15 protein-coding genes are annotated in these 13,867 nt (G+C 58.7%); 8 read left to right on the top strand and 7 right to left on the bottom strand.

Annotated elements, in window-relative coordinates:
- Positions 1–18: 18 nt before the first annotated feature.
- Both ACIQAL_RS09665 and ACIQAL_RS09660 read right to left on the bottom strand, forming a co-directional pair.
- Positions 19–252, bottom strand: coding sequence for a hypothetical protein (locus tag ACIQAL_RS09665; protein WP_401144780.1), 234 nt, complete (start codon positions 250–252; stop codon positions 19–21).
- A 577-nt stretch (positions 253–829) separates the two neighbouring features.
- On the bottom strand, positions 830–1,144 hold the full coding sequence (locus tag ACIQAL_RS09660; protein WP_401144778.1) for a 3-phosphoglycerate kinase: 315 nt from the start codon (positions 1,142–1,144) through the stop codon (positions 830–832).
- A gap of 50 nt (positions 1,145–1,194) precedes the next feature.
- On the opposite strand from ACIQAL_RS09660, the gene ACIQAL_RS09655 reads away from it, so the two are divergent.
- The 5 genes from ACIQAL_RS09655 to ACIQAL_RS09635 all read left to right on the top strand — a co-directional run bounded on the left by ACIQAL_RS09655 (position 1,195) and on the right by ACIQAL_RS09635 (position 6,043).
- A complete protein-coding gene (locus ACIQAL_RS09655) occupies positions 1,195–2,121 on the top strand; it encodes a LysR family transcriptional regulator (protein ID WP_401144776.1) in 927 nt (308 codons plus the stop codon).
- Positions 2,122–2,272: 151 nt separating this feature from the next.
- Entirely contained in the window at positions 2,273–3,067 is a 795-nt protein-coding gene (locus ACIQAL_RS09650) for an alpha/beta fold hydrolase (RefSeq protein ID WP_401144774.1), read from the top strand.
- Positions 3,068–3,080: 13 nt separating this feature from the next.
- Positions 3,081–3,305: a hypothetical protein gene (locus ACIQAL_RS09645; RefSeq protein WP_401144772.1), complete on the top strand. Its 225-nt coding sequence runs from the start codon at positions 3,081–3,083 to the stop codon at positions 3,303–3,305.
- Positions 3,306–3,460: 155 nt separating this feature from the next.
- Entirely contained in the window at positions 3,461–4,018 is a 558-nt protein-coding gene (locus tag ACIQAL_RS09640) for a peptidylprolyl isomerase (RefSeq protein WP_166597574.1), read from the top strand.
- 165 nt (positions 4,019–4,183) lie between these two features.
- Positions 4,184–6,043, top strand: a complete 1,860-nt coding sequence (locus ACIQAL_RS09635) for an ABC transporter ATP-binding protein (RefSeq protein WP_401144769.1) — start codon at positions 4,184–4,186, stop codon at positions 6,041–6,043.
- 113 nt (positions 6,044–6,156) lie between these two features.
- Here ACIQAL_RS09635 and ACIQAL_RS09630 read toward each other — a convergent pair whose 3' ends face one another.
- The 3 genes from ACIQAL_RS09630 to cysK form a co-directional block, all read right to left on the bottom strand.
- Complete coding sequence (locus tag ACIQAL_RS09630) at positions 6,157–7,011, bottom strand: DMT family transporter (protein WP_166597572.1); 855 nt, start codon at positions 7,009–7,011, stop codon at positions 6,157–6,159.
- A 375-nt stretch (positions 7,012–7,386) separates the two neighbouring features.
- The gene (locus tag ACIQAL_RS09625; RefSeq protein WP_401144767.1) at positions 7,387–8,325 is read right to left on the bottom strand and encodes an aspartyl/asparaginyl beta-hydroxylase domain-containing protein; all 939 of its coding nucleotides are present in this window, start codon (positions 8,323–8,325) and stop codon (positions 7,387–7,389) included.
- A 378-nt stretch (positions 8,326–8,703) separates the two neighbouring features.
- Positions 8,704–9,678, bottom strand: coding sequence for a cysteine synthase A (gene cysK, locus ACIQAL_RS09620; protein WP_166597569.1), 975 nt, complete (start codon positions 9,676–9,678; stop codon positions 8,704–8,706).
- Between the two features lie 138 nt (positions 9,679–9,816).
- On the opposite strand from cysK, the gene ACIQAL_RS09615 reads away from it, so the two are divergent.
- Positions 9,817–10,893, top strand: coding sequence for a DUF748 domain-containing protein (locus ACIQAL_RS09615; RefSeq protein ID WP_401144765.1), 1,077 nt, complete (start codon positions 9,817–9,819; stop codon positions 10,891–10,893).
- A 6-nt stretch (positions 10,894–10,899) separates the two neighbouring features.
- Here the strand turns inward: ACIQAL_RS09615 and ACIQAL_RS09610 are convergent, their stop codons facing one another.
- The gene (locus ACIQAL_RS09610) at positions 10,900–11,406 is read right to left on the bottom strand and encodes a DUF2442 domain-containing protein (RefSeq protein ID WP_401145303.1); all 507 of its coding nucleotides are present in this window, start codon (positions 11,404–11,406) and stop codon (positions 10,900–10,902) included.
- Positions 11,403–11,633: a DUF4160 domain-containing protein gene (locus tag ACIQAL_RS09605; protein WP_401144763.1), complete on the bottom strand. Its 231-nt coding sequence runs from the start codon at positions 11,631–11,633 to the stop codon at positions 11,403–11,405. The genes ACIQAL_RS09610 and ACIQAL_RS09605 overlap by 4 nt, the downstream gene beginning before the upstream one ends.
- Before the next feature lie 192 nt (positions 11,634–11,825).
- On the opposite strand from ACIQAL_RS09605, the gene ACIQAL_RS09600 reads away from it, so the two are divergent.
- Both ACIQAL_RS09600 and ACIQAL_RS09595 read left to right on the top strand, forming a co-directional pair.
- A complete protein-coding gene (locus ACIQAL_RS09600; RefSeq protein ID WP_166597566.1) occupies positions 11,826–12,671 on the top strand; it encodes a MoxR family ATPase in 846 nt (281 codons plus the stop codon).
- 11 nt (positions 12,672–12,682) lie between these two features.
- On the top strand, positions 12,683–13,861 hold the full coding sequence (locus tag ACIQAL_RS09595; protein WP_401144761.1) for a VWA domain-containing protein: 1,179 nt from the start codon (positions 12,683–12,685) through the stop codon (positions 13,859–13,861).
- Positions 13,862–13,867 lie beyond the last annotated feature (6 nt).

The raw sequence follows: 13,867 nt of genomic DNA, 5'->3' as shown, positions 1-13,867 counted from the left end.
CTAAGCCTGCACCTTTAATCAGTAGCGCTGATAGCCCGAACCGAACTCTTTGCGGTTCTCAGCAACGATCACGGTGCTGGAAGCCTTGGTATCAAAGGGTTTGACAGCATCTTTGCTAGCGACTTTGCTATCCAGCGTCGACACATTGGTCGCGTCGACAATCGCGCGCTGATACGTTTTTTCAGGGGCGGCGAACGCAGAACCGGCAGCCAGGATCGACAGTGCAAAACCGAAGGCGATGGACTTTTTCATCATTTCAATCTCCAGAGAATCGTAAGTAAGGGGGGTTAATTCGTTTCGTTGGAGCCAATCTATTCGGTCAGCGCACTATTGAAAAACCACGTCTGAACATACTCAACATCACCTCCAATGATGTTAGCGACTGGGATGTCTAGCCCGGCTATTTCAGCGTCAGGCGGTTGTCTTTGGACGCGAAATCGAGGGGGATGTACCTGCCGGCACCGGCCAGAAAAGCCACTCGGTCGGTGCAAAGCGACAATCAATGGGCCATAAAAAACCCGATGACCCGACGCTATGAGCGGGTCTATCGGGTGATGCATTCAGGAGCCGTGAATGCCAAGGGAGAGTCGATGAACGTAAGCAGGGTCTCGCCTGGGCATTAACAGGCGATTAAGCGCAGTCAGGTCATGTGCCTGAAACCTTGAGCCTCCGGTCGGAACAGCCCTCGCCCGTCGCGAACCCTTTTGACCCTCGTCACGTCACTTCCGGACTGGATCGATCAAATCCTCCAAGAAAGTGCTACTAAACATCTAATAAATTGTTTCTTACACCGAAGAACACTAGGCTCTTCGGTCAGGTGCGTTGCGGCTCATTGCGGGTCGCAACTCAGCTTGATCCGCAGCTTGACGATCTCGCGGGTGAATTTGACGGAGACGTTGGCGCTGCTCTTCGGCGCAATCTGCACCCGGCGCGTGCGAGGCGCCTCAGGGCCATTGCTGAATACCGCGCTGCATTTGGCGGGAACCTCGCCGTAGTTGTTCACGGTGATGCTGCCGATGTCGTACGCAGTGTCGTGGCTGTTGTAGTCGATTTCCACCCCATTGATGTGTTTTTCCACATCGATGGGGTAGGCAAAGGCGCTCAGCGGCAACATGGTCAGCAGCACACAACAGATTTTTTTCATGCGGCAGTCTCCGGTTCGGGAGTGCCAGCGTAGGACAAAAGGAACGAAAGATGAAAGCGCCCCGCGTGACCCTTGATCAATGGCGCACATTGCAGGCCGTGGTCGACCAGGGTGGTTTTGCCCAGGCGGCTGACGCCCTGCACCGCTCGCAATCTTCGGTGAGCTACACCGTGGCCCGTATGCAGGATCAGTTGGGCGTACCGTTGCTGCGCATCGACGGGCGTAAGGCCGTGCTGACCGATGCGGGCGAGGTGTTGCTGCGCCGGTCTCGGCAATTGGTGAAAAACGCCAGCCAACTGGAAGACCTCGCTCACCACATGGAGCAAGGCTGGGAAGCCGAGGTGCGGCTGGTGGTCGATGCGGCGTACCCGAACGCACGGCTGGTGCGTGCGTTGACAGCCTTCATGCCGCAAAGCCGTGGTTGCCGCGTTCGATTGCGCGAAGAAGTGTTGTCCGGTGTCGAAGAAGTCCTGCTTGAAGGCGTGGCGGACCTGGCGATCAGCGGCTTCAACATTCCAGGCTATTTGGGCACAGAGATGAGCGCCGTGGAATTCGTCTCGGTGGCGCACCCCGATCATGCACTGCACCAGATGCAGCGCGAGTTGACCTTTCAGGATCTGGAAAGCCAGCTGCAGGTGGTGATTCGCGATTCGGGCCGTAATCAACCTCGTGATGTTGGCTGGCTCGGGGCCGAACAGCGCTGGACCGTGGGCAGCCTGGCCACCGCCGCCAAGTTCGTCAGCAGCGGTCTGGGTTTCGCCTGGTTGCCCCGCCATATGATCGAACGCGAAATCAAAGAAGGCGTGTTGAAAGTGCTGCCCCTGGACAAGGGCGGCAGCCGCAACCCGACCTTCTATCTGTATGCGAGCAAGGACAAGCCGTTGGGGCCTGCGACGCAGATACTCATTGAGCTGATCCAGAAATTCGACACAGCACCATTGGATGCGCCGTTTGTGGCAGCGCAGCCGACGGTGTAGCCGCACATGCACACACCGATCCCCCTGTAAGAGCGAATTTATTCGCGAAAAATGGTCGGGGCACAGATAGGTATCGCCCGGACCGACGCCTCGCGAACAAATTCGCTCCCACAGGCGGCTGTGCTCAATTCCGACAACAAGGACGTCACCCATGCCCTACTTCGAACACAACGGCTGTTCCCTGCACTACGAAGTATTCGGGCAGGGCAGCCCGGTGCTGTTGGTCCACGGCCTCGGGTCGAGTGCGCAGGATTGGGAATACCAAATCCCCGCGCTGGTTGGGCAGCACCGGGTGATCGCAGTGGATGTGCGCGGTCACGGACGCTCCGGTAAACCCCGCGAGCGCTACAGCATTCCCGGATTCAGCGCGGACATCAAAGCCCTCCTCGACCATCTGCAGCCCGGGCCGGTGCATCTGGTGGGGTTGTCCATGGGCGGGATGATTGGCTTTCAACTGGCGGTCGATCACCCGTCGATATTGAAAAGTCTGACCATCGTCAACAGCGCCCCCGAGGTGAAAATCAAAAGCCTCAGCGATGTCCGCCAGTTTTTCAAGCGCTGGTTGCTTGCACGGCTGTTCAGCATGGAGACCATCGGCAAGGCGCTGGGCAAGAACCTGTTCCCCAAACCCGAACAAGCCGACCTGCGGCACAAGATCGCCAAACGTTGGGCACAGAATGAAAAACGCGCCTATCTCGCGAGTTTCAGTGCGATTGTGGGCTGGGGCGTGCAGGAAAAGTTATCGCGAATTCAATGCCCGACGCTGGTCGTTACAGCGAAATATGATTACACGCCGGTGGCGCTTAAAGAGGCGTACGTTAGGCTTATTCATGAGGCGAAGTTGGTAGTCATCGAAGATTCCCGACATGCAACCCCGCTGGATCGACCGGAAGAATTCAATCGGGTTCTTCTTGGGTTTTTAAAGGATGTGGAAGCCACTCCATGATGGAGTCATTGATATGAAAAGCAGATTTCAAAGAATGGCACATACGACGGTATTCGTAGGTGCATTGCTAGCCGCTATGGCGAGCTTCGCGGCAGGAACCGACGACCAGCCACTTCCGCAACTCAACCCTCATGGTCAGTTGGTAAGCGAAAATAGCTTGCAAAGCTTGCTCGATACCGCAACACAAATCGTGAACATCATCCTCGGAGATATTCCGATATCTGTAATTATCGGTTGATTGCGGAACGCTCAAACAACCAAAGCCCTTTGGCTCTCATCTCCCGCCAGATGCAGAGTCAAAGGCCCTCCCTCTGTCCAAATCCCCCCAAACGTGTTTCCCTTACGTCCTGTTTTTTGCAGTCGAAAAATCACTTTTCAGGACGTCTACTCCCCATGCTGAAAAAAATCGCCCTCTCTGCCGCCGCCGTGCTGTTCGCCTCCAACCTGATGGCCGCGCCCGCGCCGCATGTCGTGCTGGACACCAGTTTCGGTCAGGTTGAAATCGAGCTGAACCAGGACAAGGCGCCGATCAGTACCGCGAACTTCCTCAAGTACGTGGACAGCAACTTCTACTCCAACACCATTTTTCACCGCGTGATCCCGGGCTTCATGGTCCAGGGCGGTGGTTTCACCGCGCAGATGGTGCAGAAGCCCACCAACGACCCGATCAAGAACGAAGCCGACAACGGCCTGCATAACGTCCGTGGCACCCTCGCCATGGCACGCACCTCAGACGTGAACTCGGCCACCAGCCAGTTCTTCATCAACGTCGTCGACAACGCCATGCTCGACCACGGTGCCCGCGATTACGGTTATGCGGTGTTCGGTAAAGTCGTCAAGGGTATGGACGTCGTCGATCAGATCGTCAATGTGCAGACCGGCAGCAAGGGCGGCATGCAAAACGTGCCGCTGGACCCGATTTTGATCAAGTCTGCCAAACGCGTGAACTAAGCTTCACACCGTGTACGAAAGCCGGGCACTTGCCCGGCTTTTTCGTTACTGGAACGCACATCACAGGAAAAATGTGAGCAATTGCGTCGCACTGTGGTCAGATCCGGGGACGCACCCAAAGTCCATCAGAATGGAGAGCCCGCTCAAGCGTGGGCGTCATAGCCAATGCTCTATCGTCGTTTCGAAAAACTGATCGATATCTTCCGCGACGCCCCGACCGTCGCTCCGCCCAACCAGGTTGTGTCGTTTTACGTTTATTACCTCAGGCAAGTCTGGCCCAGTTTCGTAGCACTGCTGGTGGTGGGTTTGATTGGCGCGCTGATCGAAGTGTCGCTGTTCAACTACCTGAGCCGCATCATCGACCTGGCACAAGGGGCACCTAACCCGAATTTCTTCAGTGACCACGCGTATGAGCTGATCTGGATGGTGATCGTCGCCCTCGTGCTGCGACCGGTGTTCGTGCTTTTGCACGATCTGCTGGTGCACCAGACCATCGGCCCTGGGATGACCAGCCTGATCAACTGGCAGAACCACAGCTATGTCCTCAAACAAAGCGTGAATTTCTTCCAGAGCGACTTCGCCGGACGCATCGCCCAGCGCATCGTGCAGACCGGTAACGCGTTGCGGGACTCCGCCGTGCAGGCCGTTGACGCCATGTGGCACGTGCTGATTTATTCGATCGGCGCGCTGGTCCTGTTCGCCGAAGCCGACTGGCACCTGATGATCCCGCTGATTTGCTGGATCATCGCCTTCACGCTCTCGCTCTGGTGGTTCGTGCCGCGCGTGAAGGCGCGCTCCGTGGTGTCATCGGAAGCCCGTTCGAAACTGATGGGTCGCATCGTCGACGGCTACACCAACATCACTACGCTCAAGCTGTTTGCCCACACCAACTCCGAGCAGCAGTACGCACGTGAAGCGATCAGTGAGCAGACCGAGAAGACTCAGCTCGCCGGTCGCGTGATCACCGAAATGGACACGGTAATCACGACCCTGAACGGCATCCTGATCGTCTGGACCACGGGCTTGGCCCTGTGGCTGTGGACGCAATCGCTGATCTCGGTGGGTGCGATTGCCTTGGCGACCGGCCTGGTGATTCGGATCGTCAACATGTCCGGCTGGATCATGTGGGTGGTCAACGGCATCTTCGAAAACATCGGCATGGTGCAGGATGGTCTGCAGAGCATTTCCCAGCCGGTGGGCGTCTCGGACCGTGCGGCGGCGCCGACGCTGCAGATCAGCCGTGGCGAGGTGAAATTCGAGCACCTGAATTTCCAGTACGGACCTGGCAAAGGGGTGATCAAGGAGCTGAACCTGGACATCAAGCCGGGGGAAAAAATCGGTTTGATCGGCCCGTCCGGCGCAGGCAAATCGACGCTGGTGAACCTGCTGCTGCGGCTGTACGACGTGCAAGGCGGGCGCATCACTATCGACGATCAAGACATTGCCCATGTGACGCAGGAAAGCCTGCGCTCGCACGTCGGCATGATCACGCAGGATACGTCGCTGCTGCACCGTTCAATTCGTGACAACTTGCAGTACGGCAAGCCCAATGCCACCGATGCCGAACTGTGGGAAGCCATGCGCAAGGCTCGCGCCGACGGGTTCATCCCGCAGCTGTCGGACGCGGAAGGACGCACCGGGCTGGACGCCCATGTGGGGGAACGCGGCGTGAAGCTGTCGGGCGGTCAACGTCAACGTATCGCGATCACCCGCGTGCTGCTCAAGGATGCGCCAATCCTGATCATGGACGAAGCGACCTCCGCGCTGGATTCGGAAGTCGAAGCCGCCATTCAGGAAAGCCTGGAAACGCTGATGGAAGGCAAGACTGTCATCGCCATCGCCCACCGTCTTTCGACCATCGCCAAGATGGACCGGCTGATCGTGCTGGAAAACGGGCAGATCGTGGAAGACGGGTCTCATGCCGAACTGCTGGCGCGCAAAGGGCTGTATGCGCGGTTGTGGGCGCATCAGACCGGCGGGTTTGTGGGCGTGGAGGAGCTTCCATTGGCGCCGCAAACCCTGTAGCTGCGACGGTCAGGCGAATGCGGAAGGTCAACGACAACGTCGCCTGACCCGCCCGCATTCGCCAGCACGCTGGCTCCATTAAAGTGAGCGTCAACGCTCGTTAGCGTGGCGCTTCACTTGGCCTTACGAAACACGAACACCAACCCCACCACGATCAACACCATCCCGAGCAGGCTCAGCAGCGCCAGTCGATTACCGAAGATGAGGTAGTCCATGATCGCCGTCACGGCAGGCACCAGGTAAAACAGGCTGGTGACGTTGACCAGATTTCCCTGGGCGATCAGCCGGTACAGCAGCCACGAGCCGAGCACCGACACCAGCAGCCCCATGTAGATCACTGGGACGTAGAACCCGATGACGTGCTCGAAGTGAAACGGCTGGAACGGCACGAACACCGCACACACCACCATCCCGGCGAAGTACTGCACGGGTAGCGTGCCAAGCGGATTGTCGGTGACACGCTTCTGCATGATCGAGCCGACCGTCATGCTCAGCATGCCGAGCACGCCGAACGCCATCCCGGCCAGCGAGCCACCGTCCCCAATGCCTTGGAACACCACCAGCACCAGCCCCGCAAGGCCTAGGCTCAGGCCAAACATCCGCGAGAAGGAGCGGCTGCGTTCCAGCAAGACGGCGGTGAGGATTGGCTGCACGCCCATGATCGTCGCCATGACGCCCGGCGCCACTTTCATGTCCAGCGCCAGCAGGTAGCAGATCTGATACCCACCCAGCAGCACTACACCGGTGGCGAGTGCGTAACGCATCGACTGGCGGGTCGCTGGCAGTTTGTAGCCCAGACTCGGGATCAGAATGGCCAGCGCGAACAGCGCCACCAGAAAACGAAACAGCAGAAATGCGAAGGGGGTCGCATGGGTCAGCCCCCATTTGGTCACGATAGCGCCGCTGCTCCAGAGCAGGACAAACAGCGTGGTAGTGGCAATCGAGGCCAGAGCTTTGTTGGCAAACATGGTGTCACCTGTGATTCACACAAAATCGGACCCGGCAAAAAAACCGGATTCACTGATGTTTTGTTGGGGTGGCAGGCGTGATGCGACGGCGTGGAGGCAGTCGATCAGCCCAGCGCAACCACGGCAGGGGGCGAGACAGTGCTCGCGACCGGGCCGGTCACAGGAGACGGTGGGGGGTAACGCGTGATGTAGAAGGCTTGCTGGCACCCACGCGGCTCACCCACAGCAGACGCTGTGGTATCGAACACGACTTGCGAGTGGGAAGCAGGCATGGCGCTGGTCTTCTACGGAATGAGGGGTGAGGTGTATCGATCTGCTTCAAGACACCGGGGCTGAATATAACCAGCGCCCGGTGCAGGATGCAACGTTTAGTTATCAGCCGAAGAGCCAGTAGCCCAACAGGGTCAGGACGACCACCGCCAGCACCGGACGCAGGATGCGATAAGCCTTGGGATTGGCGCGCTTGAACTGCTTGACCTTGCCGCTGATGCCATTGCTGAAACGCTTGCTGAAGGCGTAAGCCTGGTTGATGCCCCCAACGCGCTCGTCGTCGGTGTTCTGCGGTGCCGTGGCGCGGCCGAGGAAGGCGCTGACGCTGCGGTTGACCGAGGTCATGAAGCGGTTGCTCAACGGGCGTTCGATGTCGCAGAACAGGATCACGCGGGTGAAGTCGGTTTCGTTCTTGACCCAGTGCACGTAGGTTTCGTCGAACATCACGTCTTCACCGTCGCGCCAGGCGTAGACCTTGCCATCGACGAAGATCCGGCAGTCGTCGGAGTTCGGCGTCGACAGGCCCAGGTGATAACGCAATGAACCGGCGAACGGGTCGCGGTGCGGGTTCAGGTGGCTGCCGCCAGGCAACAGCGCGAACATTGCACCCTTGACGTTGGGGATGCGGCTGACCAGCTCAACGGTTTTCGGGCACAACGCCTCGGCGGAAGGCAGCGGTTTGTCATACCACTTCAGGTAAAAACGCTTCCAGCCTTTCTTGAAGAACGAACCGAAACCGGCGTCGTTGTCCTTGGCTGCGGCACGAATGTAGCCCTCGTCGAACAAATGCATGGCTTCGTCGCGAATGGTTTCCCAGTTGTCGCGCAGCACGTCCAGCTCGGGAAATTTGCTGCGGTCCAGGTAAGGCTTGGACGGCACGCTGGAGAACAGGTACATCAAGGCGTTGTACGGCGCGAACAGTGCGGAGTGGTTCACGAACTGACGCAACACCGGCAAACGCGCCTTGCCGCGCAAATGCACGTAAAGCGTGCTGCCAATGAACAGCAGCAAAATCACCGCCTTGGCAGCGAAAGAAAAGGTCATGAAGCTCTCCTTGGAACAGGGAATTGCCTGGCGTTGATCAGCTTTTGATTCTGGGCGAAGCCCGTAGGAGCCAGCTTGCTCGCGATCGGCCCGGGGTCGCGTCCGACCGTAGCAGTCGCAAAACCCGGCGACTCGGTATGCCTGAACCAATCGGGTCGTCTGATTTCGCTGCCGCTGCGGTCGGGCGCGACCCCGGGACGATCACAAGCAAGCTGGCTCCTACGCCCTTCGGGCAGAAGCAGTGCGGCGAACAGCCAGCCATTTTAATCACTGCAAAACGCCGCCAGATGACCTACATCACATCCCCGGCGGGTCTGGAAGGCGCCCATCATAAGCCTTCGTCGCCCGGGTAAAAAGCCGAAGCGCACGCCAATGCGTTTACTGGGTCAATTCCTGATCCGTGAACAGGTCACTGAACAGCATGCTCGACAGGTAACGCTCCCCCGAATCCGGCAGGATCACGACAATCGTCTTGCCCTGCATTTCCGGCTTCTCGGCCAAACGCACCGCCGCCTGCATCGCCGCGCCGCAGGAAATGCCGCAGAGAATCCCCTCCTCCTGCATCAGCCGCAGGGCCATGGCCTTGGCCTCTTCATCGCTGACCAACTCGACTTTGTCGAGGATCGACAGATCGAGGTTTTTCGGGATGAAACCGGCGCCGATGCCCTGAATCTTGTGGGGGCTGGGCGTGATTTCCTGCCCGGCGAGTGCTTGAGTGATGATCGGCGACACCATCGGCTCGACCGCGACCGACAGGATCGGCTTGCCCTGAGTGTTCTTGATGTAGCGCGACACGCCGGTGATGGTGCCGCCGGTGCCCACGCCCGCGACCAGCACGTCAATGGCGCCGTCAGTGTCGTTCCAGATTTCCGGGCCGGTGGTTTTCTCGTGAATCGCCGGGTTGGCCGGGTTCTCGAATTGCGCAGGCATGAAGTATTTCGCAGGGTCGCTGGCCACCAGTTCTTCGGCCTTGGCGATGGCGCCTTTCATGCCCTTGGCAGGCTCGGTCAGCACCAGCTCGGCGCCGAGGGCCTTGAGGACCTTGCGACGTTCGATGCTCATGGAAGCTGGCATGGTCAGGACCAATTTGTAGCCACGGGCCGCCGCCACGAACGCCAGACCGATCCCGGTATTGCCGGACGTGGGCTCGACAATAGTCATCCCGGGCTTGAGTTTGCCCTTGCTCTCGGCGTCCCAGACCATGTTCGCGCCGATGCGGCATTTGACCGAATAGCCCGGATTACGCCCTTCGATCTTGGCCAGAATCGTGACCCCGCGGGGCGCGATGCGATTGATCTGCACCAGTGGAGTGTTGCCGATGGAATGGGCGTTGTCTGCGTAAATACGGCTCATGACCGGGTCCTTGTGCAGGTGGCGGAAAAGCCCAAAGCCTATGCCTTGGGCGCATATTGCGTCCAGTGCGAACGGATGACATCGGCGACAGTCAACACATCTAGCAGTCACCCTTCCTGAACACCGGAGACATCAGCCATGAAACGTCGCTATAGCTGGCCGCTGTGGACAGTCGTGGGGCTCGTTGTGCTGTTGATCGTCATACACATCGCGTTGCCGTATGTGGTGCGCAATTATCTCAATGAAAAACTGGCGGACATGGGCGACTATCGCGGCCAAGTCACGGATGTCGATCTGGCTCTGTGGCGCGGGGCTTACAAGATCAATGGCCTGAACATCGTCAAAGTCGACGGCAAGGTCCCGGTTCCACTGCTTAAAGTGCCCGTGATCGACCTGTCGGTCAGTTGGCACGCCCTCTGGTACGACCATGCCGTGGTCGCAGAGGTTGCGTTTTTGAGCCCCGAGCTGAACTTCGTCGACGGCGGCAGCAACAAGCAACAGTCCCAGACCGGTGCGGGCACCGACTGGCGTGCGCAGCTGAACAAGCTGCTGCCGATCACGCTCAACGAAGTCCGCGTGACCGATGGCAAGATCACCTTCAGCAACTTCACCTCCACGCCCAAAGTGAAGATCGAAGCCGACAAGGTCAACGCCAGCGTCTACAACATCACCAACGTGGTGGACACCGCCGGCAAACGCGACGCCCGCTTCGAAGGCAAGGCCCTGTTGCAAGGCGAAGCACCGCTGGAATCCAGTGCCACGTTCGACCCGCTCAGCAACTTCGAGGACTTCGACTTCAAACTTCGCGCCACGACTCTGCAGCTCAAAAGCATGAACGACTTCGCCTCCGCCTACGGCAAGTTCGACTTCAACGCGGGCAACGGCGACATCGTCATCGAAGCCCAGGCCAACAAGGGCCAGCTCAGCGGCTACGTCAAACCGCTGTTGCGGGACGTCGACATCTTCAACTGGCAGCAAGACGTCGAAAACAAGAACAAAGGCTTCTTCCGCTCGGTCTGGGAAGCCATGGTCGGCGCCAGCGAAACCGTGCTCAAAAACCAGCGCAAAAACCAGTTCGCCACCCGCGTCGAACTCAGCGGCAGCGTGCATAAGCAGGATGTCAGCGCGTTTCAGGCCTTCCTGCAGATTCTGCAAAACGCATTCGTGCAGGCGTTCAACACGCGGTATGACAGTGGGAAGAGCGAAGCGCAATAAACCGGCTCATTCCGACTCCTTGTCTGGCTCGACACCGTACGCTGGACGTTTTTCGGCTACCAGGACGCCGCTCTGACCTTGGCTCTGCAGGGCGTCCCATCCGAGGCACGCGAGTGCCAACGTGCGCGGCGCCGACTCTCGTCCATTGCTGTACCGGGTAATGCTTCGCGTGCTGACACCCAGGGCTTCAGCGGCCAGCGCCAATGGCAAACCCGTCCTGGCGCGCCACCCGATGAAGATCCGCGTGTTTTCGTCCGTGGCTGCCTGAGCCTGAGCATCCAGATAAAGCGTATCCGCACCGAGCTGGATATCCGGGTCGGGCCATTCGACCGTCCAGCCGTCATCGCCGATCTGTGCCTGCATGAAGGCTGTGGCGTTCTGCAAAGGCTTGAGACCGGGATAATTGCGAACGTCTGCGCTCAGGTCGAGCACGAAGCGTTGATCGTTAATAAACGTGAGCGCCAGCCTGCGATCGGCCAAGGCCTCGACGGCTTTGAGGCGGGGTCGTTTCATGGATGCCATCGTTTCCATTCCTCCATCAATTCACTCTGGTGAACCCTTACCCATTCAAGCGCTTCCTTGAGCACGGCGGCCGGTGCATGGCCGCGCATGGGTTCAACCAACTGCAGGCAAATCAGGACATCCAGCCCCCCACCGGTCAGGTGAACGTGGGGCGGCAGGTGGTCCTTTTCCCGCAGTTGAATCCTGTATTTGTCTCTGAATCTATGTTTGGTCGACATGGCGGGCAATGTATCGCCAATTTGGCGATATCTCAATACGCGTTACAATTTTCCGCCAGTCAAACCCCGACCCGCCATTCAGAGACTGAATAAAGCGTCTGCGTTCACAGTCGGGCGGGGGGCGCGTTATAGTCGCTGCATTCTTTTCGGCGTCCGGGCATCAGTGGCCGCGCCTTGTTCGAGGATTTTCCGATGAAGTTCGAAGGCACTCGCGCCTATGTCGCCACCGACGACCTGAAGCTTGCCGTGAATGCGGCGATCACCCTGGAGCGTCCGCTGCTGGTCAAGGGCGAGCCAGGCACCGGCAAGACCATGCTCGCCGAGCAACTGGCCGAATCCTTCGGTGCGAAGCTGATCACCTGGCACATCAAATCGACCACCAAGGCCCATCAAGGTCTGTATGAGTACGACGCGGTCAGCCGTTTGCGCGACTCGCAATTGGGCGTCGATAAAGTCCACGACGTGCGCAATTACCTGAAGAAAGGCAAGCTCTGGGAAGCCTTCGAGGCCGAGGAGCGGGTGATCCTGCTAATCGACGAAATCGACAAGGCCGACATCGAGTTCCCTAACGACCTGCTGCAAGAACTCGACAAGATGGAGTTCTACGTTTACGAGATCGACGAGACGATCAAGGCCAAGAAACGCCCGATCATCATCATCACCTCGAACAACGAAAAAGAGCTGCCGGACGCCTTCCTGCGTCGCTGCTTCTTCCACTACATCGCCTTCCCTGACCGCACCACGCTGCAACAGATCGTCGATGTGCATTATCCGGACATCAAGAAAGACCTGGTCAGCGAGGCGCTGGACGTGTTCTTCGACGTGCGCAAAGTGCCTGGTCTGAAGAAAAAACCCTCGACCTCCGAGTTAGTGGACTGGCTGAAGCTGCTGATGGCGGACAACATCGGTGAAGCCGTGCTGCGCGAACGCGATCCGACCAAGGCCATCCCGCCGCTGGCCGGGGCCTTGGTGAAAAACGAGCAGGACGTGCAGCTTCTCGAACGTCTGGCCTTCATGAGCCGTCGCGGTAACCGCTGAGGGCCTTCATCATGCTGCTCAACCTGTTCAACGAAATGCGCGCAGCGAAGGTGCCGGTCTCGGTGCGTGAGCTGCTGGACCTGATCAACGCCCTGAAGCAGCGGGTGACGTTCGCCGACATGGACGAGTTTTACTACTTGTCGCGGGCGATTCTGGTCAAGGACGAGCGCCATTACGACAAGTTCGACCGGGCGTTCGGCGCCTATTTCAACGGCCTGGAAAAGCTCGACGATCACTTGCAGGCGCTGATCCCCGAAGACTGGCTGCGCAAGGAGTTCGAACGCTCGCTGACCGATGAAGAGCGCGCGCAGATTCAGTCGCTGGGCGGCCTCGACAAACTCATCGAAGAATTCAAGAAGCGTCTGGAAGAACAGAAAGAACGCCACGCCGGTGGCAACAAATGGATCGGCACCGGCGGCACCAGCCCGTTCGGCTCAGGCGGCTACAACCCGGAAGGCATTCGCGTGGGCGATGCGGGCAAGCGTCAGGGCAAGGCCGCTAAAGTCTGGGATCAGCGCGAGTACAAGAACCTCGATGATCAGGTCGAACTCGGCACGCGTAATATCAAGGTCGCCCTGCGCCGCTTGCGCAAGTTTGCACGTCAAGGCGCTGCGGACGAGCTGGACATCGACGGCACCATCGACCACACCGCCCGCGATGCGGGGCTTCTGAACATTCAGATGCGCCCGGAACGCCGCAACACCATCAAGCTGTTGCTGCTGTTCGACATTGGCGGCTCGATGGATGCCCACGTGAAGATCTGCGAAGAACTGTTCTCGGCCTGCAAGACCGAGTTCAAGCACATGGAGTATTTCTACTTCCACAACTTCATTTATGAATCGGTGTGGAAGAACAACCTGCGCCGCACCTCCGAGCGCACTTCAACTCAGGATTTGCTGCACAAATACGGCGCCGACTACAAAGTGATCTTCATCGGCGACGCTGCCATGGCCCCGTACGAAATCACCCAGCCCGGAGGTAGCGTCGAACATTGGAACGAAGAAGCGGGCTACGTCTGGATGCACCGCTTCATGGCCAAGTTCAAGAAAATTATCTGGATCAACCCCTACCCCAAAGACGCCTGGGGCTACACCACCTCAACCAACATCGTGCGGGATTTGATCGAAGATCAGATGTACCCGCTGACGCTGCGCGGGTTGGAGGAAGGGATGCGGTATTTGGCGAAGTAAGAGTGC

The organism is Pseudomonas sp. NPDC088368 (assembly GCF_044753445.1).
Taxonomy (GTDB): Bacteria; Pseudomonadota; Gammaproteobacteria; order Pseudomonadales; family Pseudomonadaceae; genus Aquipseudomonas; species Aquipseudomonas bambusae.
Note: the sequence above shows the minus strand (reverse complement) of the source record. Positions and strands in the feature narration are given on the sequence as shown.

Coding starts and splice junctions, on each gene's coding strand:
- ACIQAL_RS09600 (WP_166597566.1), top strand. CDS start 11,826: ATGAAGTTCGAAGGCACTCGCGCCTATGTCGCCACCGACGACCTGAAG.
- ACIQAL_RS09625 (WP_401144767.1), bottom strand. CDS start 8,325: ATGACCTTTTCTTTCGCTGCCAAGGCGGTGATTTTGCTGCTGTTCATT.
- ACIQAL_RS09650 (WP_401144774.1), top strand. CDS start 2,273: ATGCCCTACTTCGAACACAACGGCTGTTCCCTGCACTACGAAGTATTC.
- cysK (WP_166597569.1), bottom strand. CDS start 9,678: ATGAGCCGTATTTACGCAGACAACGCCCATTCCATCGGCAACACTCCA.
- ACIQAL_RS09645 (WP_401144772.1), top strand. CDS start 3,081: ATGAAAAGCAGATTTCAAAGAATGGCACATACGACGGTATTCGTAGGT.
- ACIQAL_RS09630 (WP_166597572.1), bottom strand. CDS start 7,011: ATGTTTGCCAACAAAGCTCTGGCCTCGATTGCCACTACCACGCTGTTT.
- ACIQAL_RS09665 (WP_401144780.1), bottom strand. CDS start 252: ATGAAAAAGTCCATCGCCTTCGGTTTTGCACTGTCGATCCTGGCTGCC.
- ACIQAL_RS09610 (WP_401145303.1), bottom strand. CDS start 11,406: ATGAAACGACCCCGCCTCAAAGCCGTCGAGGCCTTGGCCGATCGCAGG.
- ACIQAL_RS09660 (WP_401144778.1), bottom strand. CDS start 1,144: ATGAAAAAAATCTGTTGTGTGCTGCTGACCATGTTGCCGCTGAGCGCC.
- ACIQAL_RS09615 (WP_401144765.1), top strand. CDS start 9,817: ATGAAACGTCGCTATAGCTGGCCGCTGTGGACAGTCGTGGGGCTCGTT.
- ACIQAL_RS09595 (WP_401144761.1), top strand. CDS start 12,683: ATGCTGCTCAACCTGTTCAACGAAATGCGCGCAGCGAAGGTGCCGGTC.
- ACIQAL_RS09635 (WP_401144769.1), top strand. CDS start 4,184: ATGCTCTATCGTCGTTTCGAAAAACTGATCGATATCTTCCGCGACGCC.
- ACIQAL_RS09640 (WP_166597574.1), top strand. CDS start 3,461: ATGCTGAAAAAAATCGCCCTCTCTGCCGCCGCCGTGCTGTTCGCCTCC.
- ACIQAL_RS09605 (WP_401144763.1), bottom strand. CDS start 11,633: ATGTCGACCAAACATAGATTCAGAGACAAATACAGGATTCAACTGCGG.
- ACIQAL_RS09655 (WP_401144776.1), top strand. CDS start 1,195: ATGAAAGCGCCCCGCGTGACCCTTGATCAATGGCGCACATTGCAGGCC.